Origin of the sequence: Kitasatospora viridis (genome assembly GCF_007829815.1) — a bacterium.
Lineage (GTDB): Bacteria > Actinomycetota > Actinomycetes > Streptomycetales > Streptomycetaceae > Kitasatospora > Kitasatospora viridis.
The window spans coordinates 1,785,094-1,806,474 of sequence record NZ_VIWT01000001.1 but is presented as its reverse complement, the minus strand read 5'-3'; the positions used below and the strand labels follow the sequence as shown (position 1 = coordinate 1,806,474).

Genomic DNA, 21,381 nt, shown 5'->3' with positions numbered 1-21,381 from the left:
CCCGTTCCGGGATCCCGGATAACCCGTGGGCAGCTGTCGGGGGCATATGGCATGCTCAGCGCCGTGGAGCAGATGTCGGTCAGCCCTGTCTTCGTCGGCCGCGGCAGTGAACTGGCGGCGCTCGACTCGGCGTTGCGCCGGGTCGGGAACGGGCAGCCGCAGGCGCTGCTGATCGGCGGCGACGCCGGAGTGGGCAAGACCCGCTTGCTGGAGGAGTTCCTCTGCAAGGCCGATGCCGAGGGCACCGTCGCCATGCTCGGCCACTGCCTGGAGGTGGGGGCCGAGGGCCTGCCGTACGCGCCGCTGGCCACCGCACTGCGCCGGCTGCACCGCGCCCGCAGGTCCGAACTGGCCTGCGCCGCCGACGGCCTGGAGGGCCACCTGGCCCGGGTGCTGCCGGAGTTCGGCGAGACCGACCAGGAGCCCAACGACGAGTACAGCCGGGCCCGGCTGTTCGAGAACCTGGCCCGGCTCTTCGAGCGGCTGAGCGCGGACCGCCCGCTGGTGCTGGCGATCGAGGACCTGCACTGGTCCGACCGCTCCACCCGGGAGCTGCTCGGCTACCTGATCTCCACCCTGCACCGGGCCCGGGTGCTGATCATCGCCACCTACCGCACCGACGACCTGCACCGCCGCCACCCGCTCCGCCCGTTCCTGGCCGAGCTGGAGCGCCAGCGCACCGTGCACCGGCTGGAGCTGGACCGGTTCGGCCGCCCCGAGGTGGCCGCCCAGCTGGCCGGCATCCTGGGCACCGACACCCCCGACCCGCAGCTGGTGGACCGGATCCTGCGCCGCTCCGAGGGCAACCCGTTCTTCGTCGAGGAGCTGGCCGCCTCCTGCACCGACGGCTGCTACGCGGGCCTGAGCGACTCGCTGCGCGACATCCTGCTGGTCCGGGTGGAGGCGCTGCCCGAGGAGACCCAACGGGTCGTCAGGATCGCCGCCGAGGGCGGCTCCAGGGTCGAGCACGAGCTGCTCGCCGCCGTGCTGGACGACTCCGAGGACGAGCTGCTGGACGCGCTGCGCACCGCCGTCGGCGCCAACGTGCTGCAGCCGGACAAGGACGGCGAGGGCTACCGGTTCCGGCACGCGCTGGCCCGCGAGGCGGTCTCCGACGACCTGCTGCCCGGCGAGCGGACCCGGATCAACCGCCGCTACGCCGCCGCCCTGGAGGCCGACCCCACGCTGGTCCGCGGCGACGAGCGACCGGCCCGGCTGGCCAACTACTGGTACCACGCGCACGCCCCGGCCCGGGCCCTGCCCACCGCCCTGGACGCCGCCCGGGCGGCCCGCCGGCGCAACGCCTTCGCCGAGCAGCTCAGCCTGCTGGAGCGGGCGATCGAGCTCTGGGACGAGGTGGACGCCGAGGTGCTGGCCACCACCCTGCGCCCGCACGACTGGGCCGAGACCTACCCGCCCTGCTGCTGTGACCCGGGCGCCTGCGACCCGGCCTGCGAGCGGCTGCGGCTGGTCGACGTGCTGGCCGAGGCGCTGGTCGCGGCCCGCCGCTCCGGCGACCGGGAGCGCGGCCTGAGCCTGGCCAAGCGGGCCCTGAAGCTGACCGACGAGGCGGAGAACCCGCTGCGCGCCGCCTGGTTCCGGATGAACCGGGCCCGGATGCTCGGCCACCTCAACCGCAACGGCACCACCGAGGAGCTGGGCCACGCGCTGCGGCTGGTCGAGGGCCGCCCGCCGTCCGCCGTGCAGGCCGACGTGTTCGCGCTGGCCGCCGGCCAGGCGATGCTCTACACCCCGACCGGGGACGACCTGGCGCGCGCCGAGCGCGCCGTGGCGATCGCCCGCCAGGTCGGCGCGACCGGGGTCGAACTGCACGCCCGGATGACCCTCGGCTCGCTCTACGCCGAGTTCGGCGAACCCGAGCGCGGCATCGCCGAGCTGCGCGCCGCCGTCGAGGCGGCCCGCGGGATGCCGGTGCCGGACCTGCTCACCCGCGGCCTGAACAACCTGGCCAGCATGCTCGCCAACGAGGGCCGGCTGGCGGAGGCGGTGACGCTGGCCCGGGAGGGCCTGGCGGTCGCCGGCGACCTGGGGATGCTGCGCAACACCGGCGCGATCCTGGCCGGCAACCTGGCCGAGTCGCTGCTGCTGCTCGGCCGGGTCGAGGAGGCCGCCGAGGTGCTGGCCGGCTGGGAGAGCGACCTGCGGACCGAGGCCTTCGACCCCTTCCTGAACCGGCTGCGCGGCGAACTCGCGCTGCGCCGCGGCGACCTGGCGGCGGCCCGGGAGCTGCTGAGGGTCTGTCAGGCCACCACCGACCGCCGGGACCAGCCGCAGCACCTGATCCCCACCGCCAAGCTGGCGGTGGACCTGGCCGGCCGCGGCGGGCAGCCGCTGCTGGCCCGGGAGGCGCTGTTCGCGGTGCTGGACGGCGAGATCGGGCGGCGGGACTTCCGGCTGCTGCCGCTGCTGGCCCGTGGCGCCGCCGTGGAGGCGGACTCCCGGGGGCTGCCGGCCGCCGACCGGGAGCGGCCGGCCGTGCTGGCCCGGATCGCCGAGCGGCTCGCCGCGCAGCGGCCCGTGGCGCCGCTGCACGAGGGCTGGGCGCTGCTCGCCGAGGCCGAGCTGGCCCGCGCCGGGGCGCGGGACACCCCGGCGCACTGGGCGGCGGCCGTCGAGCGGCTGCGGAGCACCGGGCTGCCCTACCCGCTGGTGCTCGCGCTGCACGGCGCGGGCGGGGCCGCGGCAGCGACCGGCGAGCGCGAGGCGGCGGCCGAACTGCTGCGCGAGGCCGCCGAGCTGGCCGAACGGCTGGGGGACCGGTGGCTGCGCGGGGAGCTCGACCGGCTGCTGCACCGGCTCGGGGCGAACCGGGGAGCGCCGGAGGGGGCGCGCGCCGAACCGAGTGAGCCCGAAGGTCCGGCCGCCTTCCACCTCACGCCGCGGGAGACCGATGTGCTGCGGCTGCTGACCGAGGGGCGGACCAATCGGCAGATCGCCGAGGAGCTCTTCATCTCGCCCAAGACGGCGAGCGTCCACGTCTCCAACATCCTCGCCAAGCTGGAGGTTTCCGGTCGCGGGGAGGCCGCCGCGCTGGCCCACCGGCTGCGCCTGTTCCCCCCGTCGGCACCGGCGCGCGCCGCCGTCGTGGGCGCGTAGCCGGGCGCACCGACGCACGCGCCCCGGCGCGCGTGCTCCCGTGCGTGCGCTACGGCCAACCGGGCCGATCTGGTGGAAGCGGGTGCATATCCCTACTCTCGGACCATTACTCTAAGTTGAGTGTGCGTGTCATTGAGTGACCGAAGTGGTGTAGGGTCCCGGCTGGGACCTCGGCTCCTGCCCGTCCGGCGGGTCACTGCGTCAGATCCCCGCTCCGGTGGGGTGGTTACGGGGGGAGGTGCGGGGTGAGTTCGAGGTCCGACGGCGGACCGGCGGACCGGCTCACGGCCGCGGCCCGCCCGCCGCTGCTGGTCGGCCGACGCCTCGCCCTGCTGCTCGCGTTGCTCTGCCTCTCCTACGCGGTCGGCGCCGGCTTCGGCTGGGGCTCCCGCTCGCTGGCGCTCTTCATGGGCGACTTCGGCCTGGCCGGTGCCGCGCTGGCCGCCGCCCTCTCCTGCCTGGCGCACGGCTGCATGGTGCCCGGCCAGACCCGCGGCGCCTGGCTGCTCTTCGGCCTCTCCTCGGCCACCCTGGCGGTCGGCAACGGCACCTGGGGCTGGTACGAGGTGGTGCTGCGCACCTCGCTGCCGCAGGACTCGATCGCCGACTACGCCTTCCTGCCGTTCGCCCCGCTGGCCGTGCTCGGCCTGCTGGTGCTGGCCCAGCGCCCGCGCGGCACCGCCGGCTGGGTCTGCCTGCTGCTGGACGGCTGGATGGTGGCCGGCTCGCTGTTCACGCTCAGCTGGAGCCTGGCGCTCGGCCGGGCCGCCGAGGGCGAGGTGGGCAACCCGCTGCGGCTCGCCCTGGGCCTGGCCTACCCGGTGCTGGACATCCTGATGGTCTCGCTGGTGGTCGGCCTGCGGTTCCGCTGCCGGGACGGCAACCGGGCGCCGGTGCACACCGCGATGCTGGGCCTGGCGGTCACCGTGGTCTGCGACGCGCTGTTCACCTCGCCCGCGCTGCGCGGCACCTACCACTCCGGGGAGATCCTGGACGCCGGCTGGTTCGCCGGCAGCCTGCTGCTCGCCTACGCGCCCTGGTCCTCGCGCTGGCGGCGCGGCCGGCCGAGCCGCGAGCACCCCTCGGCCGGCGGCACCCCGCGCCGCCGGGTGGCCTCCACCTTCAGCGCGCTGACCCCGTACGCCGCCGCCTCGGTCTGCACCGCCGGCATCCTCTACAACGCCCTCGGAGGCAGACCGATGGACCGGGTGGTGATCGTGATCGCCTGCACCGTCGGGCTCGCGCTGATCGTCCGTCAGGGCATCATGCTGCTCGACAACCTGTCGCTGGCCCAGGAGCTGGCCCAGAAGGAGGCGCACTTCCGCTCGCTGGTGCAGGGCTCCAGCGACGTGATCATGATCACCGGGGCGGACGGGGTGCTCTCCTACGTCTCGCCGGCCGCGCTCGGCGTCTACAGCCGCGACCCGGAGGAGCTGGTCGGCGGCCGGCTGCTCGACCTGGTGCACCCGCAGGACACCGACCGGGTGGTCCGCGAGGTGCACCGGTTCCTGGCCCGCAGCCAGCTGCTGGCCCGCCGGCCGGGCCACCTGCCCCCGGCCGGCCGGCTGACCCCGGCCGCGCCGCGCCAGCCGGAGCCGAGCGCCCGGGTGGAGTGCCGGATCCGGGCCGGCGGCGGGGAGTGGCTGCACGTGGAGTCCACCGTCAACCGGTACCGCGACGGCCTGATCCTGAACAGCCGTGACGTCACCGAGCGGGTCAGGCTGCAGGCCCAGCTCCAGCACAACGCCTTCCACGACCCGCTCACCGACCTGCCCAACCGGGCCCTGTTCACCGAGCGGCTGCGCGCCGCGCTGGGCGGCCAGGGCGACGACGGGCCGCGCGAACACCCGTACCAGGACGGGTCGGCGGTGGCCGTGCTCTTCCTCGACCTGGACGGCTTCAAGGCGGTCAACGACAGCGTCGGCCACCAGGTCGGCGACCAGCTGCTGGTGCAGGCGGCCCGCCGGCTGCAGGCCACCGTGCGCTCCGGCGACACCGTGGCGCGGTTCGGCGGCGACGAGTTCGCGGTGCTGGTCAGCGGCCGGCTCGGCCGGCTGCGGGTGCAGGAGCTGGCCGAGCGGCTGCGGCACGCGCTCTCCGAGCCGTACTGGATCGGCGGCGCCGAGTTGGGCGTGGCGGCCAGCATCGGGATCGCCTTCGGCCCCCGGCCGGCCGAGCCGGACGCCCAGCCGGGCGAGGTGGGCGCGCTGGCCGACGAGCTGATGCGCGACGCCGACCTGGCGATGTACCGGGCCAAGTCGCAGGGCAAGGGCCGGGTGGTGCTCTACACGCCGGGGATGCGGGCCGACCTGGACCAGCGCAAGGAGCTGGACGAGCGGCTGCGCGCCGCGGTCAAGGAGGGCGGCTTCGCGCTGCTGCACCAGCCGGTGGTGGACCTGCGCACCGGCGCGGTCACCGGGCTGGAGGCGCTGGCCCGCTGGCGCTCGGCGCAGGGCCTGCTGCTCACCCCGGCCGAGTTCCTGCGCGGGGCGGAGCAGGGCGACGCGGCGACCAGGTTCGCCCGCTGGCTGCTCGAACAGGCGGTCCGGCAGGCCGCGGTGCGCGGCGCCGACGCGCGCGGCGGGCTGCGGCCGGGCTCCGCCGCCGTGCCGGTCTCGGTCCGCCTCAGCGCCGAGCGGCTCTGCGCGCCCGGGGTCTACGAGACGATCGCAGCGGTGCTGCGGGAGACCGGCCTGCCGCCCGGCCGACTGGTGGTCGAGCTGGCCCGGATGGGGCCGGACAGCACGGCGGACGAGCTGGGCCGCCGGCTGGCCGCGCTGCGCCGGCTCGGGGTGGGCACCGCGCTGGCCGGATTCGGCGCCGGCAGCGGCTCGCTCGGCGCGCTGGCCCAGCTGCCGTTCGACGGGCTCAAGCTCGACCGTACGCTGGTGCAGGAAGTGGTGGACTCGCCGCGCGGGCGGGCGCTGGCCGGCAACGCGCTGCGACTGGGCCGCGAGCTCGGCCTGGTCACCGCCGCCGAGGGGGTGGACCAGCCCCGGCAGGTGACGGTGCTTCAGGAGCTGGGCTGCCGCAACGGGCAGGGGCTGGCCTTCGCGCAGCCGCTGGACGAGTTCCGGCTGCGCCGGGCGCTGGCCCGCCGGCTCTACCCGCTGCCGCGCCCGCTGGGCTCGGTGTCGGCCCGGCACGCGTACCTGTCGGCCGACCGCCGGCCGACCGGCAGACCGTCCATCCTCGGTCCGCATGGTGAGACGGCCGTCCCACCTGCTTGACATCAAATGCCGCGCAGGAGGAAGGTCGGTGCCATGAGCACCCGAATTCTCGTACTTGGCGGGCGCGTCGGCTGAGCGGGCCAGAGTTGCCCTCGACCTCGGAGACCGACGCGCCACCCCTCGCATGCCTTTGGGCACGAGGGGTTTTTTGTTGCGGTCGCACCGCTGAACCCCTCGTGAGACACCGTTGTCCCCCTCGCTCGTTCCATCCGAATATGGGATGAAGCGGACAGCCGAACCGGCGAAAGAAGACAGGCAGATGACTGAGCACACGGCAACTCCCCGCCGCGGGGACCACCCGGCCGCGCCGTCCCAAGGCACCCCCGCGGTCGTCGAGACGATGACCGGGGCCCAGTCGCTCATCCGCTCGCTCGAAGCCGTAGGCGCGGAAACCATCTTCGGCATCCCCGGCGGCGCGATCCTGCCCGCCTACGACCCGCTGATGGACTCCGTCAAGGTCCGCCACGTCCTGGTCCGGCACGAGCAGGGCGCGGGCCACGCGGCCACCGGCTACGCGCAGGCCACCGGCAAGGTCGGCGTCTGCATGGCCACCTCCGGCCCGGGCGCCACCAACCTGGTCACCCCGATCGCCGACGCGTACATGGACTCGGTGCCGATCGTGGCGATCACCGGCCAGGTCTCCTCCGCGGCGATCGGCACCGACGCCTTCCAGGAAGCCGACATCTGCGGCATCACCATGCCGATCACCAAGCACAACTTCCTGGTCACCGACCCGGCGGAGATCCCCCAGGTGATCGCCGAGGCCTTCCACATCGCCGCCACCGGCCGCCCCGGCCCGGTGCTGGTGGACATCGCCAAGGACGCGATGCAGGCCACCACCACCTTCCGCTGGCCGGTCGAGCTGGCGCTGCCCGGCTACCGTCCGGTGACCAAGCCGCACGCCAAGCAGATCCGCGAGGCCGCCAAGCTGCTGGTCGGCTCGAAGCGGCCGGTGCTCTACGTCGGCGGCGGCGTGCTCAAGGCGAACGCCACCGCCGAGCTGCGGATCCTGGCCGAGCTGACCGGCGCGCCGGTGGTCACCACCCTGATGGCACTGGGTGCCTTCCCGGACAGCCATCCGCAGCACCTGGGCATGCCGGGCATGCACGGCAGCGTCCCCGCCGTCACCGCGCTGCAGAAGTCGGACCTGCTGTTCACCCTGGGCGCCCGCTTCGACGACCGGGTCACCGGCAAGCTCGACTCCTTCGCGCCGAACGCCAAGGTCGTGCACGCCGACATCGACCCGGCCGAGATCGGCAAGAACCGCCCGGCCGACGTGCCGATCGTCGGCGACGCCCGCGAGGTGCTGGCCGACCTGATCGTCGCCGTGCAGGCCGAGCACGAGGCCGGCCGCAAGGGCGACTACGCGGACTGGTGGACCAAGCTCAACGAGTGGAAGAAGACCTACCCGCTGGGCTACGAGCCCGCCCCCGCGGGCGAGTTGTCGCCGCAGCAGGTGATCGAGCGGATCGGCCAGCTGGTCGGCCCGGAGGCCATCTACGCGGCCGGCGTCGGCCAGCACCAGATGTGGGCCTCGCAGTTCATCGGCTTCGAGAAGCCGGCCACCTGGCTCAACTCCGGCGGCGCCGGGACCATGGGCTACGCGGTGCCGGCGGCGATGGGCGCCAAGGCGGGCGTGCCGGACGCCACGGTCTGGGCGATCGACGGCGACGGCTGCTTCCAGATGACCAATCAGGAACTCGCCACCTGCGCGCTGAACAACATCCCGATCAAGGTCGCGGTGATCAACAACGGTTCGCTGGGCATGGTCCGCCAGTGGCAGACCCTGTTCTACAACCAGCGCTACTCCAACACGGTGCTGCACTCCGGCCCCGGCCACGACGGGGTCGCCCCGCCGCCGCAGGGCACCCGGATCCCCGACTTCGTGCTGCTCTCCGAGGCGATGGGCTGCGTCGGCCTGCGCTGCGAGCGGCCGGAGGACCTGGACGCCGTGATCAAGCAGGCGATGGAGATCAACGACCGCCCGGTGGTCATCGACTTCATCGTGCACCAGGACGCCATGGTCTGGCCGATGGTCGCGGCCGGCGCGAGCAACGACGAGATCCAGTTCGCCCGCGACGTGCGCCCCGACTTCAGCGACGACCTCGACTGACGCCCCATCGGACCTAGGGAACCAGAGCCATGTCCTCCAAGCACACCCTCTCCGTCCTGGTCGAGAACAAGCCCGGCGTGCTGGCCCGCATCGCCGCACTGTTCTCCCGGCGGGGCTTCAACATCGACTCCCTCGCCGTCGGCCCGACCGAGCACCCGGACATCTCCCGGATGACGATCGTGGTCAACGTCGAGGACCTGCCGCTTGAGCAGGTCACCAAGCAGCTCAACAAGCTGGTCAACGTGATAAAGATCGTCGAGCTCGACCAGTCCGCTGCGATCCAGCGGGAACTGGTCCTGGTCAAGGTCCGGGCGGACAACGAGTCCCGGTCCCAGGTCGTCGAAATCGTGCAGCTCTTCCGCGCCAAGACCGTGGACGTGTCGCCGGACGCCGTGACCATCGAGGCGACCGGCAGCTCCGACAAGCTGGAGGCGATGCTGCGGATGCTGGAACCGTTCGGCATCAAGGAGCTGGTGCAGTCCGGCCTGGTGGCGATCGGCCGCGGTGCGCGCTCGATCACCGACCGGTCGCTGCGCGCGCTCGACCGCAGCGCCTGACGCCGCCTCACCACCTACTGAATTCCATCCCCGCGCGGTGGTTCACAGCACCGCGAACACGCAAGGAGAAGTCCCACCGTGGCCGAGCTGTTCTACGAAGACGACGCCGACCTGTCCATCATCCAGGGCCGCAAGGTCGCGGTCATCGGCTACGGCAGCCAGGGCCACGCCCACGCGCTGTCGCTGCGCGACTCGGGCGTGGACGTGCGGGTCGGCCTGAAGCCGGAGTCCAAGTCGCGGGCCGCCGCCGAGGAGGCCGGTCTGCGCGTGGTCACCCCCGCCGAGGCCGCGGCCGAGGCCGACGTCATCATGATCCTGGTGCCGGACCCGATCCAGTCCGACGTCTACGAGGCGGACATCGCGCCCAACCTGAAGGCGGGCGACGCCCTGTTCTTCGGCCACGGCCTGAACATCCGCTTCGGCTTCATCAAGCCCCCGGCGGACGTCGACGTCTGCATGGTCGCCCCGAAGGGCCCGGGCCACCTGGTCCGCCGCCAGTACGAGGAGGGCCGCGGCGTCCCGTGCATCGTGGCGGTCGAGCAGGACGCCACCGGCGGCGCCTTCGCGCTGGCGCTGTCCTACTCCAAGGGCATCGGCGGCACCAAGGCCGGCGTCATCAAGACCACCTTCACCGAGGAGACCGAGACCGACCTGTTCGGCGAGCAGGCCGTGCTCTGCGGCGGCACCGCCGCCCTGGTCAAGGCCGGTTTCGAGACCCTGGTCGAGGCCGGCTACCAGCCGGAGATCGCCTACTTCGAGTGCCTGCACGAGCTCAAGCTGATCGTCGACCTGATGTACGAGGGTGGCCTGGAGAAGATGCGCTGGTCGGTCTCCGAGACCGCCGAGTGGGGCGACTACGTCACCGGCCCGCGGATCATCACCGCCGACACCAAGGCCGAGATGAAGAAGGTCCTGGCCGAGATCCAGGACGGCACCTTCGCCAACACCTGGATCGCCGAGTACAAGGCGGGCCTGCCGAAGTACAACGAGTACAAGCAGGCGGACTCCGACCACCTGCTGGAGACCACCGGCCGCGAGCTGCGCAAGCTGATGAGCTGGGTCAAGAACGCCTGATCAGGCGCGTTCGTACCAGCGGGGGCGGGACCGCCGAGCGGTCCCGCCCCCGCTGTACAACCCGTCGGGTCCCGTGCGGGTGATTTCGCCGCACGGGCACAGGCAACGGCCCGGTCCGTCGATACACTTCCGAGTGCGCGTCAGGCCCACAGCGTCGTGCGTCTATCTACGCGGCATGCCACCAAACTCCCCGCTGCCCTGCCGGCCTGCGTTCCGGCCGCGCCCACCCTCGTGCGTGCGGTGGGGGAGAACCGGACAGTAAGGACAACTGTCGTGAGCACTGTCACTTCCAAGAACGCCGTGGTACTGATCGCCGAAGAGCTGTCCCCGGCCACGGTCGACGCCCTGGGCCCGGACTTCGAGATCCGGCACTGCGACGGCGCGAACCGCACCGAGCTGCTGACCGCGATCGCCGACGTCGACGCGATCCTGATCCGCTCCGCCACCAAGATCGACGCCGAGGCGCTGGCCGCCGCCAGGAGCCTCAAGGTGGTCGCCCGGGCCGGCGTGGGCCTGGACAACGTGGACGTCGCCGCCGCCACCAAGGCCGGCGTGATGGTGGTCAACGCGCCCACCTCCAACATCGTCACCGCCGCCGAACTCGCCTGCGGCCTGCTGATCTCGGTGGCCCGCAACATCGCCCCGGCCAACGCCGCGCTCAAGAACGGCGAGTGGAAGCGGAACAAGTACACCGGCGTCGAGCTCTCCGAGAAGACCCTCGGCGTGGTGGGCCTGGGCCGGATCGGCGTGCTGGTCGCCCAGCGGATGTCGGCCTTCGGCATGAAGATCGTCGCCTACGACCCCTACATCCAGGCCGCCCGCGCGGCTCAGATGGGCGTCAAGCTGCTCACCCTGGACGAGCTGCTGGAGGTCTCCGACTTCATCACCGTGCACCTGCCGAAGACCCCGGAGACCATCGGCCTGATCGGCGACGAGGCCCTGCACAAGGTCAAGCCGAGCGTGCGGATCGTCAACGCCGCGCGCGGCGGCATCATCGACGAGACCGCCCTGGCCAGCGCCCTCAAGGAGGGCCGGGTGGCCGGCGCCGGCCTCGACGTCTACGCCAAGGAGCCGTGCACCGACTCCCCGCTCTTCACCTTCGACAACGTGGTCGCCACCCCGCACCTGGGCGCCTCCACCGACGAGGCGCAGGAGAAGGCCGGCATCGCGGTGGCCAGGTCGGTGCGCCTCGCGCTGGCCGGCGAGCTGGTGCCGGACGCGGTCAACGTGCAGGGCGGCGTGATCGCCGAGGACGTGCGCCCCGGCCTGCCGCTGGCCGAGAAGCTCGGCCGGATCTTCACCGCGCTGGCCGGCGAGGTGGCCGTGCGCCTCGACGTCGAGGTGCGCGGCGAGATCACCCAGCACGACGTCAAGGTGCTGGAGCTCTCGGCGCTCAAGGGCGTCTTCGAGGACGTGGTGGCGGAGACCGTCTCCTACGTCAACGCCCCGCTCTTCGCCCAGGAGCGCGGGGTCGAGGTGCGGCTGACCACCAGCAGCGAGGCGGTCGAGCACCGCAACGTGATCACCGTGCGCGGCACCCTGGCCAACGGCGCCGAGATCGCCATCTCCGGCACCCTGTCCGGCCCGAAGCAGCAGCAGAAGATCGTCGGCGTGGACGCCTTCGAGGTCGACGTGGCGCTCACCGACCACATGGCCTTCTTCAAGTACGAGGACCGCCCCGGCGTGGTCGGCACGCTCGGCCGGATCCTCGGCGACGCCGAGATCAACATCGCCGGCATGCAGGTGGCCCGGGAAGCCGAGAGCAAGGACGCGCTCGCCTCGATCACCGTGGACTCGGAGATCCCGCAGGAGGTGCTGGCGGAGATCGCCGCCGAGATCGGCGCCAAGTTCGCCCGTTCGGTGGACCTCGGCTGACCGTTCGTCAGCCCGCCGGGGCCCGGACCGCGTTGCGCGGACCGGGCCCCGGCGGCGTTCCTGGACCGTCCGGGTGAGGCCCGTCTCAGATACTAGGAAATCCAACTAAATCTAGAGACAGCCACTGGACGGCGGCGTACCGTGAAATGGCACCCGGTGCCCCTGCAGCCCTGGACCCACCGATCGTCCGGTTGCCCCTGGGGCCGTGCGTGCGCGTACGCAGTGTGGCGGGCGATCCCCGCCAGGCGTACCACCCCTCCTCCCTCGCGTCCGACGCCGCCCCGGCGTCCCCTGCCCAAGGAGCCCGGTATGCCCCCGACCGTGACTCAGTTCGTCCGCGACGACTCCACCGCCACCGCCCCGGCCGCCACCCCCGTGGCCCGCCGCCGCCGGCGCGGCCTCCCGCACCGCGGCGCCGACGCCCAGGCCCACGCCGCCCTGCAGCGCGCCCTGGACCGCCGCGACAACGGCGGCGCGACCGGCCACTGAGCGGCCCCGGCTAGCCCGGCAACCCGGGCCGGGCGCGGCGGCGCCACCAGGTCCAGGCCGCGACCAGCAGCCAGACCGCACCCGCGCCCGCCGCGACCCGCAGCCCCGGAGCCAGCCCGGGCTGCCGGAAGGCACACTCCAGCCGGTCCGCCCCGGTGCCCAGCGGCACCGCGAGCAGGCCGGCCGGGGTCTGCCCGGCGGAGCGCGGCGCACCCCCGTCCACCCCGCACCGCCACCCCGGCACGGCCGGCACCGACAGCCCGGCAGTACCCGAACTCCCGTGCGGCAGAACGGCACTGACGGTGTGTCCGGAGACGGTCGGCCGACTCGACCCGCTCGCCCGCCCCGCCGCCACGGCCGCCGCCAGCGCGCCCTGGTCCAGGCAGCCGAACGGGCGGGCCGGCACCTGGGTGGCCAGCCCCACCCGCACCGTCACCCGCACCACCCCGTCGGCCGGCACCGGACCCAGCGCCAGCACCGGCAGCGCGGTGGCGTTCTGCTGCCCGTCCGCCGCCAGCGAGCCGCCCGGCCAACTCACCGCGCCCGCCAGGTAGGGCGCGTAGAGGAAGGCCGCGCGGCCCGGCGTGCAGCGCCCGGTCAGCTCGGTGCCCGGCCCGCCGTCCGGCGTGGTCGGCAGCGACCAGCCGCTGCTGCCGTGGTCGGTCGGCGCCGGTCCACCGCCCGGCACCAGCGGCGGCACCTGGTACACGGTCGCGCCCAACACCGCCTGCTGCCGGGCCCACAGCGAGGACTGGTCGGCCGGCGCCGCCGACCGCTGCACCGTCACCAACGGCAGCGCCGGCGCCCGGCGCACCGTCAGGTCCCCGCCCAGCGAGGCGGTCACCCCGAACAGCGCCTGGCCCACGGGATCGGCGAAGCTCGACGTCTGCCGGCCCTGCAACAGCCAGCCCGCGCCCAGCGCGTGCAGGGCCTGCGCGGTCCGCGCCGGCAGGTAGTCGCTGCGGTAGCCGCCGCCCTGTGCGCCGAACAGCATCGGGTCGTTGCCGGTGAAGACGTGCGGCCCCGGATCGGCCCGCCCGGCCGGCCACCGCGGCCCGGCCGCCAGCAGCGCCGCCCGGGCCGCCCGCAAGGCCCCGGCCGAGGGCACCGGCCCGCTGCCCGCCCGCCGGTCCCGCTGCACCAGCACCGAGCCGGCCGCCCAGCCCGAGCCGACCAGCACCACGCCCCCCAGCACCGCGAGCGCCACCCGCCGCTGCCGCGCCGCCCCGGCCAGCGCCGGCACCGCGAGCACGGCCAACGGCACCCCGGCGCCCAGCAGCCCCCAGCTGATCGGCCGGGTCGAGCCGCGCGCGTCCACCAGCGCGGCCAGCAGCGCCACCAGCAGGGCCCCGCCGGCCAGCGCCGGGAGCCGCGGCCGGCGCGCCAGGCAGACCCAGGCTGCCATGGTCAGCAGCCCGCTGAGCACGAAGGTCGAGCGGTACGGATTGCCCTCCGGCGCGGTCGACACGTGCCAGAGCAGGATGCTCGGCCGCCACACGAAGGAGGCCGCCACCAGCGCCAGGGCGAGCGGCCAGGCCACCCGCTCGCGCAGCCGGACCCGCCGGTTGAACGGCAGCGCGGCCACCAGCAGCAGGGCCGGCACGCCCACGAAGACGTCCGGCAGCGCCCGGGCCGCCAGCCCGCCGGGCAGCAGCTGGCCCAGGTAGTCGGTCAGCCCGGGCGCCACCGGGTGCACCACGGCGGCCGGCTGCCCGGCCCGGCCCGCCTCGAAGGTCACCCAGAGCAGCGGCGCCGCCGCCGCGATGCCGACCGCCGCCATCGCGAGCGCCCGCAGCAGCGCGCGCAGCCGCTCCCGCCACCGGGAGCGGGCCACCAGCAGCCGCAGCACCAGCACCAGGCCGGCGCCGAGCGAGGCGGTGGCGGCGGTGTAGAAGTCGCCCAGCCAGCACACCGCCACCGCGAGCGCGCCGAGCGGCCACCCGGTGCGCCGCAGGCAGCGGTCGAAGGCCAGCCCGAGCAGCGGCAGCGCGACCAGCCCCCAGAGCCAGGCCGGCCGCCCCACCCCGGCCACCAGCACCCAGGCGCACAGCCCGTAGCCCACCGCCAGCAGCCCGCGGACCGCCACCGGCCCGGCGGCCAGCCGTCCGAGGAAGTGCGCCATCAGCCCGGTGCCCAGCCCCAGCGCGAGCAGCACGCCGAGGAACAGTCCGAGCGCCTGCTGGTCGCGGGGGAGCAGCAGGCCGGGCCAGTCGCACGGGTTGAGCAGGTCGGTCGCGAGGTCCGGCAGGAACGGCACGCCGTAGCCGCTGTCCCAGTTCACCAGCAGGTCGCCGCCCTGCCCGCGCAGCACGTCCCACAGGTGCGTCTGCAACGGCACCACCTGCTCGGCCAGCACCGTCCCGCCCCGCATCGGCGCCCCGAACGGCCACGTCCGGTGCCAGGCGAGCGCCCCGCAGTACACGCCGACCGCCGCCGCCCCGGCCCCGGCACTGCCCGTGAGTTCACGCATGCGGCCATCCTGGACACGTTCGGGTGATTCCCCGTCAGGACCCGCCGAAGTGATCTGCTCCGGGCGGCCCGGCCGTTCCCGGTCGGAGCGATCCGACGATCTGCCTGCCGTCCGAATGGTGGACGTCAGGTGTCACTCCCCGAGACCCGGAGTAGCGTTCCCCCCATGTCCCGCAGCCTTCGTCTCGCAGTCATTCCCGGTGACGGCATCGGCCAGGAGGTCGTTGCCGAGGGCCTCAAGGTGCTCACCGCCGTCCTCCCCGCCGATGTGAAGCTGGAGACCACCGAGTACGACCTCGGTGCCCGCCGCTACCACGCCACCGGCGAGACCCTGCCGGACGAGGTGCTGGCCGAGCTCAAGCAGCACGACGCGATCCTGCTCGGCGCGATCGGCGACCCGTCGGTCCCGTCCGGCGTGCTGGAGCGCGGGCTGCTGCTGAAGCTGCGGTTCGCCTTCGAGCACTTCCTCAACCTGCGCCCGGGCAAGCTCTTCCCCGGCGTCGACTCCCCGCTGGCCGGCAACCCGGCGATCGACTTCGTGGTGGTCCGCGAGGGCACCGAGGGCCCGTACGTCGGCAACGGCGGCACGCTGCGCACCGGCACCCCGCAGGAGGTGGCCACCGAGGTCAGCCTCAACACCGCCTTCGGCATCGAGCGGGTGGTCCGGGACGCGTTCCGCCGCGCCGCCGCCCGGCCGCGCCGGAAGCTCACCCTGGTGCACAAGAACAACGTGCTGGTGCACGCCGGCCACCTGTGGACCCGGATCTTCCAGCAGGTCGCCTCCGAGTACCCCGAGGTGACCACCGAGTACCTGCACGTGGACGCGGCGACGATCTTCTTCGTCACCCAGCCCGAGCGGTTCGACGTGATCGTCACCGACAACCTGTTCGGCGACATCCTCACCGACCTGGCCGCCGCCGTCACCGGCGGGATCGGCCTGGCCGCCAGCGGCAACATCAACCCGACCGGCGAGTTCCCGTCGATGTTCGAGCCGGTGCACGGCTCGGCCCCGGACATCGCCGGCCAGGGCAAGGCCGACCCGACCGCCACCGTGCTCTCGGTCGCCATGCTGCTGGAGCACCTCGGCTTCACCGCCGAGTCCGCCGCGGTCGAGGCCGCAGTCGCCGCCGACCTGGCCGAACGCGGCGACGCGGTCCGCTCCACCCACCAGGTCGGCGACGCGATCGCCGCCCGAGTATCCGGCTGAGGGCCGGCTGAGGAGTACTGAGGCGCACTCACAACCCCCACAGCTGTTCGGCACGGCCCCTGAGATGCGAGTATCGACAGTGGGCCGTGCCGTGCTGTGCCTGTGCACCGTGGCGGTCCGGCCCTGACCAACCCCACGGTGAAGGACTGAAGCCATGACCACGCCCACCCAGGCGCCCATCACGTTCGAGCTCAAGCCCTCCGCGCACCCGCTGTCGGCGGTCGAGCGCCAGGCGCGGCTGACGGACCCCGGTTTCGGCCGGATCTTCACCGACCACATGGTCACCATCCGTTGGACCGAGGGCCGGGGCTGGCACGACGCCCAGCTCACCCCGTACGCGCCGATCGAGATGGATCCGGCGAACATGACGCTGCACTACGGGCAGGCGATCTTCGAGGGCCTGAAGGCCTACCGCCAGCCCGACGGCTCGATCGCCACCTTCCGCCCGGAGGCCAACGCGGCCCGCTTCCAGTCCTCGGCCCGCCGGCTGGCGATGCCCGAGCTGCCGGCCGAGACCTTCGTCGAGGCGGTCGAGCTCCTGGTCCAGCAGGACCAGGACTGGGTGCCGAACGAGCCGGAGCAGACCCTCTACCTGCGCCCGTTCATGTTCGCCACCGAGGTCGGCCTGGGCGTGCGCCCGGCCAACGAGTACCTCTTCATCCTGATCGCCTCCCCGGCCGGCGCCTACTTCCCGGGCGGCGTCAAGCCGGTCTCGGTCTGGCTCTCCGAGGAGTACGTGCGGGCGGCGCCGGGCGGCACCGGCGCGGCCAAGTGCGCGGGCAACTACGCGGCTTCGCTGGTCGCCCAGGCCCAGGCCGCCGCCCAGGGCTGCGACCAGGTGGTCTGGCTGGACGCGGCCGAGCACAAGTGGATCGAGGAGATGGGGGGCATGAACCTCTACTTCGTCTTCGGCGAGGGCCAGGACGCCCGGATCGTCACCCCGGCGCTGTCCGGCGCGCTGCTGCCCGGCATCACCCGCGACTCGCTGCTCACCGTCGCCGCCGACCTCGGCTACCCGGTCGAGGAGCGGAAGATCTCCACCGACGAGTGGAAGCAGGGCAACGCCGACGGCACCCTGACCGAGGTCTTCGCCTGCGGCACCGCCGCCGCCATCACCCCGGTCGGCTCGGTCAAGTCGGCCCGCGCCGACTGGACCGTCGGCGCCGGCACCCCCGGCCCGGTCACCATGCGCCTGCGCGAGACCCTGCTCGGCATCCAGGCCGGCAAGGTCGCCGACACTCACGGCTGGCTGCACCCCCTCGTCTGACCCCCCGTCAGGGCGCCCCGCGAGGGTGGGGCGCCCGGGGTGGGTAACCTCGAACTGTCCCGCTCGTTGAGCTCTGTGGATTGGGAGGAGGGGGCGTGAGTGCTCTGACGCACGACGTGGCCGCATTCCCCGGTGACGGCGAACTGCTCGACGCCTTCCTGGCATTGAAGACCCCTCCGGGGTTCAAGGCCGAGCTCATCGAGGGGAAGATCATCGTGACACCACCGCCGGACGGCGAGCACGAGACGGTGATCGGGCGGGTCGCCAAACAGGTCTTCCGGAAGTGCACCGAGGATCTGGATTTCGCTCCGACCAAGGGCCTGGTCGTGCCTGACGGGCGGTACATCCCGGACGGGACTTTCGCGCGGCGTGGGGCGTTCTCCGCTGCCGAGTCCTGGTGGCGACCCGAAGGGGCCCTGCTGGTCCTCGAAGTCACGTCGAGCCGCCCCGGCAAGGACCGTGAGGAGAAGCGCACCGGCTACGCCGCTGCAGGCATCCCGCTCTACCTGCTGGTCGATCGCGAGGCGGACCAGGTGGTCCTGCACAGCGACCCCAAGGACGGCCAGTACCGCGGCACGGTCACGGTCAAGCTCGGCGACCCCCTCGACCTCCCCGCCCCCTTCTCCTTCGCCCTGGACACCGGCGACCTGCTCTGAGCACGCACGTCCCGCATCCCGAGACGTCCCCGCCGGGGCCCCGATCATGTGCCAGACTGCAAGCGTGTCCTCGCTCGCGCTGATTATTGGCAGCAGGCGCGCCGGTCCGCAGTGACCGTTTTCGCGGTGAACCCCGCGGGACGACCACCGTGTCCACGACCCGCGCGCAGACCTCTCGCACCCGCGAGGGGTCTTTTGTTTTGCCCGGCCGGGCCCACCCCACGCCGACCGGGCAGGACTCGGGACTCCGAGCCCGCCGACCCGGCGGCGAGGGTTCCCGGGTGGCGCGCGGGAGGGTGGACAGTGGAGCCGGGTACTCGATACCGGCAGCAGCCCTCCCCGGCCCTCGGCCGGGAGGTGCCCCACGAATGGAGAATCCAGGGCCATGACCGACGGCAGTGCAGATCGCCTTGACGACGCTTTCCACGTCTTCGACACCACCCTGCGCGACGGCGCGCAGCGCGAGGGCATCAACCTCACGGTGGCCGACAAGCTGACCATCGCCCGCCACCTGGACGACTTCGGCGTCGGCTTCATCGAGGGCGGTTGGCCGGGCGCCAACCCCCGGGACACCGAGTTCTTCGCCCGCGCCGCCACCGAGCTGGACCTGAGGCACGCTCAGCTGGTCGCCTTCGGCGCCACCCGCCGGGCCGGCGGCCGCGCGGCGGACGACCCGCAGCTGGCCGCCCTGGTGGACTCGGGCGCGCCGGTGGTCACCCTGGTGGCCAAGTCGCACGACCGGCACGTGGAACTGGCGCTGCGCACCACGCTGGAGGAGAACCTGGAGATGGTCCGGGACAGCGTCTCCTTCCTGCGGTCCCGGGACCGCCGGGTCTTCGTCGACTGCGAGCACTTCTTCGACGGCTACCGGGCCAACCGCGAGTACGCCCTCGCGGTGGTGCGGGCCGCGCACGAGGCGGGCGCCGACGTGGTGGTGCTCTGCGACACCAACGGCGGGATGCTGCCGTCCGGGGTCCGCGAGATCACCGCGGACGTGCTGGCGAGCACCGGTGCCCGGCTCGGGGTGCACGCGCAGGACGACACCGGCTGCGCGGTCGCCAACACCCTGGCCGCGGTCGACGCGGGGGCGACCCACGTGCAGTGCACCGCGAACGGCTACGGCGAGCGGGTCGGCAACGCCAACCTGTTCCCGGTGGTCGGCGCGCTGGAGACCAAGTACGACCGCCGGGTGCTGCCGGCGGGCCGGCTGCCCGAGATGACCCGGATCTCGCACGCCATCGCCGAGGTGGTCAACCTGACCCCCTCCACCCACCAGCCGTACGTCGGGGTCTCGGCCTTCGCGCACAAGGCCGGCCTGCACGCCTCCGCGATCAAGGTGGACCCCGACCTCTACCAGCACATCGATCCGGAGCGGGTCGGCAACACCATGCGGATGCTGGTCTCCGACATGGCGGGCCGGGCCTCGATCGAGCTGAAGGGCCGGGAGCTCGGCTACGACCTGTCCACCGACCGCGACCTGGCCGGCCGGGTGGTGGCCCGGGTGAAGGAGCGGGAGCTGGCCGGCTACACCTACGAGGCGGCCGACGCCTCCTTCGAGCTGCTGCTGCGCGACGAGGTGCACGGCCGGCCGGCCCGGTTCTTCAGCCTGGAGTCCTGGCGGACCATCAGCGAGCAGGGCCCGGGGACGACCGCGGGCAACGAGGCCACCGTGAAGGTCTGGGCGCACGGCGAGCGGATGATCGCCACCGGTGAGGGGAACGGCCCGGTGGACGCGCTCGACCGGGCGCTGCGCACCGCCCTGGAGCGGATCTACCCGCAGTTGGTGAAGCTGGAGCTGACGGACTACAAGGTCCGCATCCTGGAGGGCCAGCACGGCACCGGTTCGAAGACCCGGGTGCTGATCGAGAGCACCGACGGGACGGCCAGCTGGTCCACCGTCGGGGTGGCCGACAACGTGGTGGCCGCCTCCTGGGTGGCGCTGCAGGACGCCTACACCTACGGCCTGCTGAGGGCCGGCCTGCAGCCCGAGGACTGAGCCCGGTTCCTGGTCGGGGCCCCGCCCGCGCGGGGCCCCGGACCGTTCCCGGACCAGCGGGGCCGGCTCAGCGCAGCCGAGCCAGCAGGGCGTGTTCGACCAGGGTGATGAGGGCGCTCTTGGCGCTGTCCCGGCGGCGGGCGTCGAGCGTGATGATGGGGGTGTCGGGGCCGAGTTGGAGTGCTTCGCGGACTTCGTCGGGGGTGTGGGCCTGGTGTCCGTCGAAGCCGTTGAGGGCGACGACGAAGGGCAGGCCGCTGTTCTCGAAGTAGTCGAGGGCGGGGAAGCAGTCGGCGAGTCGGCGGGTGTCGACGAGGACGACGGCGCCGATGGCGCCGCGGACGAGGTCGTCCCACATGAACCAGAAGCGGTCCTGGCCGGGGGTGCCGAAGAGGTAGAGGATGAGGTCTTCGTCGAGGGTGATGCGGCCGAAGTCCATGGCGACGGTGGTGGTGGTCTTGCCGCCGGTGTGGGTGAGGTCGTCGATGCCGGCGGAGGCGCTGGTCATGACGGCTTCGGTGCGCAGGGGGTTGATCTCGGAGACGGCGCCGACCAGCGTGGTCTTGCCGACGCCGAAGCCGCCCGCGATGACGATCTTCGCGGAGGTGGTGGCCCGGGTGGCGGCGGGGCTAGAGCTTGCGAAGTCCACTGAGGACCCTTTCGAGCAGCGTGACGTCGGGCTGGTTGCCGGATTCGCCCCCGGCGGCGGGCTGGTGGATGGCGACCAGGCCGGCTTCGGCCAGGTCGGCGACGAGGATCCGGGCGACGCCGAGCGGCAGCGAGAGCAGCGCGGAGACCTCGGCGACCGACTTGACCTCGCCGGTGCACAGCATGCAGATCCGCTGGTGCTCCGGCAGCAGGGTGGCCAGGCGCGCCTCGTCGACGCTGGCGGAGACCAGTGCCTCCAGGGCCAGTTCGTACCGCGGGCGGGTGCGGCCGCCGGTCATCGCGAAGGGCCGGATCAGCGGTCCGGCGTCCTCCTCCTCCGGCTCGGGCGGCACGGGGGCGGAGTAGTACGCCGGTGCCTGCGGGGGGAACGGCTGGGCGGCCCCGCCGAACTGCGGGTGGGGCGTGCGGTACTGGCCGGCGGCTTGGGGGCCGGGGGGCGTCGCCTGCTGGCCGTAGCCGAGGCCGTGGCCGGGCGTTCCGAACGCGTCATGACCGGTGCCGGGGTACGGAACGCCGTACTGGCCCTGGCCTTCGTCGGGCGGTGTCACGGTTCCTCTCCTCACAGGGTGCTGCGGTGCGGTGCAAGGGTGCTGGCAACGGCCGCGGCCGCATCGGTGTGCGGGCCGGGCCGGTGGTGCGAGGGGCCGTACAACGCCCGACGC

At 73.4% G+C, this 21,381-nt stretch carries 14 protein-coding genes; 11 read left to right on the top strand and 3 right to left on the bottom strand.

What is annotated here, in order from left to right; all coding sequences use genetic code 11:
* Positions 1-51 precede the first annotated feature (51 nt).
* The 7 genes from FHX73_RS07985 (at position 52) to FHX73_RS07955 (ending at position 12,455) form a co-directional block, all read left to right on the top strand.
* On the top strand, positions 52-3,117 hold the full coding sequence (locus tag FHX73_RS07985) for a helix-turn-helix transcriptional regulator (protein WP_145904314.1): 3,066 nt from the start codon (positions 52-54) through the stop codon (positions 3,115-3,117).
* A 305-nt stretch (positions 3,118-3,422) separates the two neighbouring features.
* On the top strand, positions 3,423-6,347 hold the full coding sequence (locus FHX73_RS07980) for a putative bifunctional diguanylate cyclase/phosphodiesterase (protein WP_246213789.1): 2,925 nt from the start codon (positions 3,423-3,425) through the stop codon (positions 6,345-6,347).
* Between the two features lie 259 nt (positions 6,348-6,606).
* A complete protein-coding gene (locus FHX73_RS07975; RefSeq protein WP_145904313.1) occupies positions 6,607-8,460 on the top strand; it encodes an acetolactate synthase large subunit in 1,854 nt (617 codons plus the stop codon).
* A 29-nt stretch (positions 8,461-8,489) separates the two neighbouring features.
* On the top strand, positions 8,490-9,017 hold the full coding sequence (gene ilvN, locus FHX73_RS07970) for an acetolactate synthase small subunit (RefSeq protein WP_145904312.1): 528 nt from the start codon (positions 8,490-8,492) through the stop codon (positions 9,015-9,017).
* Positions 9,018-9,095: 78 nt separating this feature from the next.
* Complete coding sequence (gene ilvC, locus FHX73_RS07965) at positions 9,096-10,091, top strand: ketol-acid reductoisomerase (RefSeq protein ID WP_145904311.1); 996 nt, start codon at positions 9,096-9,098, stop codon at positions 10,089-10,091.
* 273 nt (positions 10,092-10,364) lie between these two features.
* Positions 10,365-11,966, top strand: coding sequence for a phosphoglycerate dehydrogenase (gene serA / locus FHX73_RS07960; RefSeq protein WP_211786157.1), 1,602 nt, complete (start codon positions 10,365-10,367; stop codon positions 11,964-11,966).
* Positions 11,967-12,275: 309 nt separating this feature from the next.
* Complete coding sequence (locus tag FHX73_RS07955; protein ID WP_145904310.1) at positions 12,276-12,455, top strand: hypothetical protein; 180 nt, start codon at positions 12,276-12,278, stop codon at positions 12,453-12,455.
* Between the two features lie 10 nt (positions 12,456-12,465).
* Here FHX73_RS07955 and FHX73_RS07950 read toward each other — a convergent pair whose 3' ends face one another.
* Positions 12,466-14,925, bottom strand: a complete 2,460-nt coding sequence (locus FHX73_RS07950) for a YfhO family protein (protein ID WP_145904309.1) — start codon at positions 14,923-14,925, stop codon at positions 12,466-12,468.
* Between the two features lie 165 nt (positions 14,926-15,090).
* Here FHX73_RS07950 and FHX73_RS07945 point away from each other — a divergent pair, with 165 nt between their 5' ends.
* The 4 genes from FHX73_RS07945 to cimA all read left to right on the top strand — a co-directional run bounded on the left by FHX73_RS07945 (position 15,091) and on the right by cimA (position 20,050).
* The gene (locus FHX73_RS07945; protein WP_145904308.1) at positions 15,091-16,131 is read left to right on the top strand and encodes a 3-isopropylmalate dehydrogenase; all 1,041 of its coding nucleotides are present in this window, start codon (positions 15,091-15,093) and stop codon (positions 16,129-16,131) included.
* A 154-nt stretch (positions 16,132-16,285) separates the two neighbouring features.
* On the top strand, positions 16,286-17,398 hold the full coding sequence (locus FHX73_RS07940; protein ID WP_145904307.1) for a branched-chain amino acid aminotransferase: 1,113 nt from the start codon (positions 16,286-16,288) through the stop codon (positions 17,396-17,398).
* Between the two features lie 95 nt (positions 17,399-17,493).
* Positions 17,494-18,054: a Uma2 family endonuclease gene (locus FHX73_RS07935; protein ID WP_145904306.1), complete on the top strand. Its 561-nt coding sequence runs from the start codon at positions 17,494-17,496 to the stop codon at positions 18,052-18,054.
* Between the two features lie 385 nt (positions 18,055-18,439).
* Entirely contained in the window at positions 18,440-20,050 is a 1,611-nt protein-coding gene (gene cimA, locus FHX73_RS07930) for a citramalate synthase (RefSeq protein WP_145904305.1), read from the top strand.
* Positions 20,051-20,117: 67 nt separating this feature from the next.
* On the opposite strand, the gene FHX73_RS07925 is transcribed toward cimA, so the two are convergent.
* Together FHX73_RS07925 and FHX73_RS07920 are read right to left on the bottom strand one after the other, a co-directional pair.
* Positions 20,118-20,699, bottom strand: a complete 582-nt coding sequence (locus FHX73_RS07925) for a GTP-binding protein (protein ID WP_145904304.1) — start codon at positions 20,697-20,699, stop codon at positions 20,118-20,120.
* Entirely contained in the window at positions 20,680-21,267 is a 588-nt protein-coding gene (locus FHX73_RS07920; protein WP_246213413.1) for a DUF742 domain-containing protein, read from the bottom strand. Before FHX73_RS07920 ends, FHX73_RS07925 begins: the two co-directional genes overlap by 20 nt.
* Between the last annotated feature and the right edge of the window lie 114 nt (positions 21,268-21,381).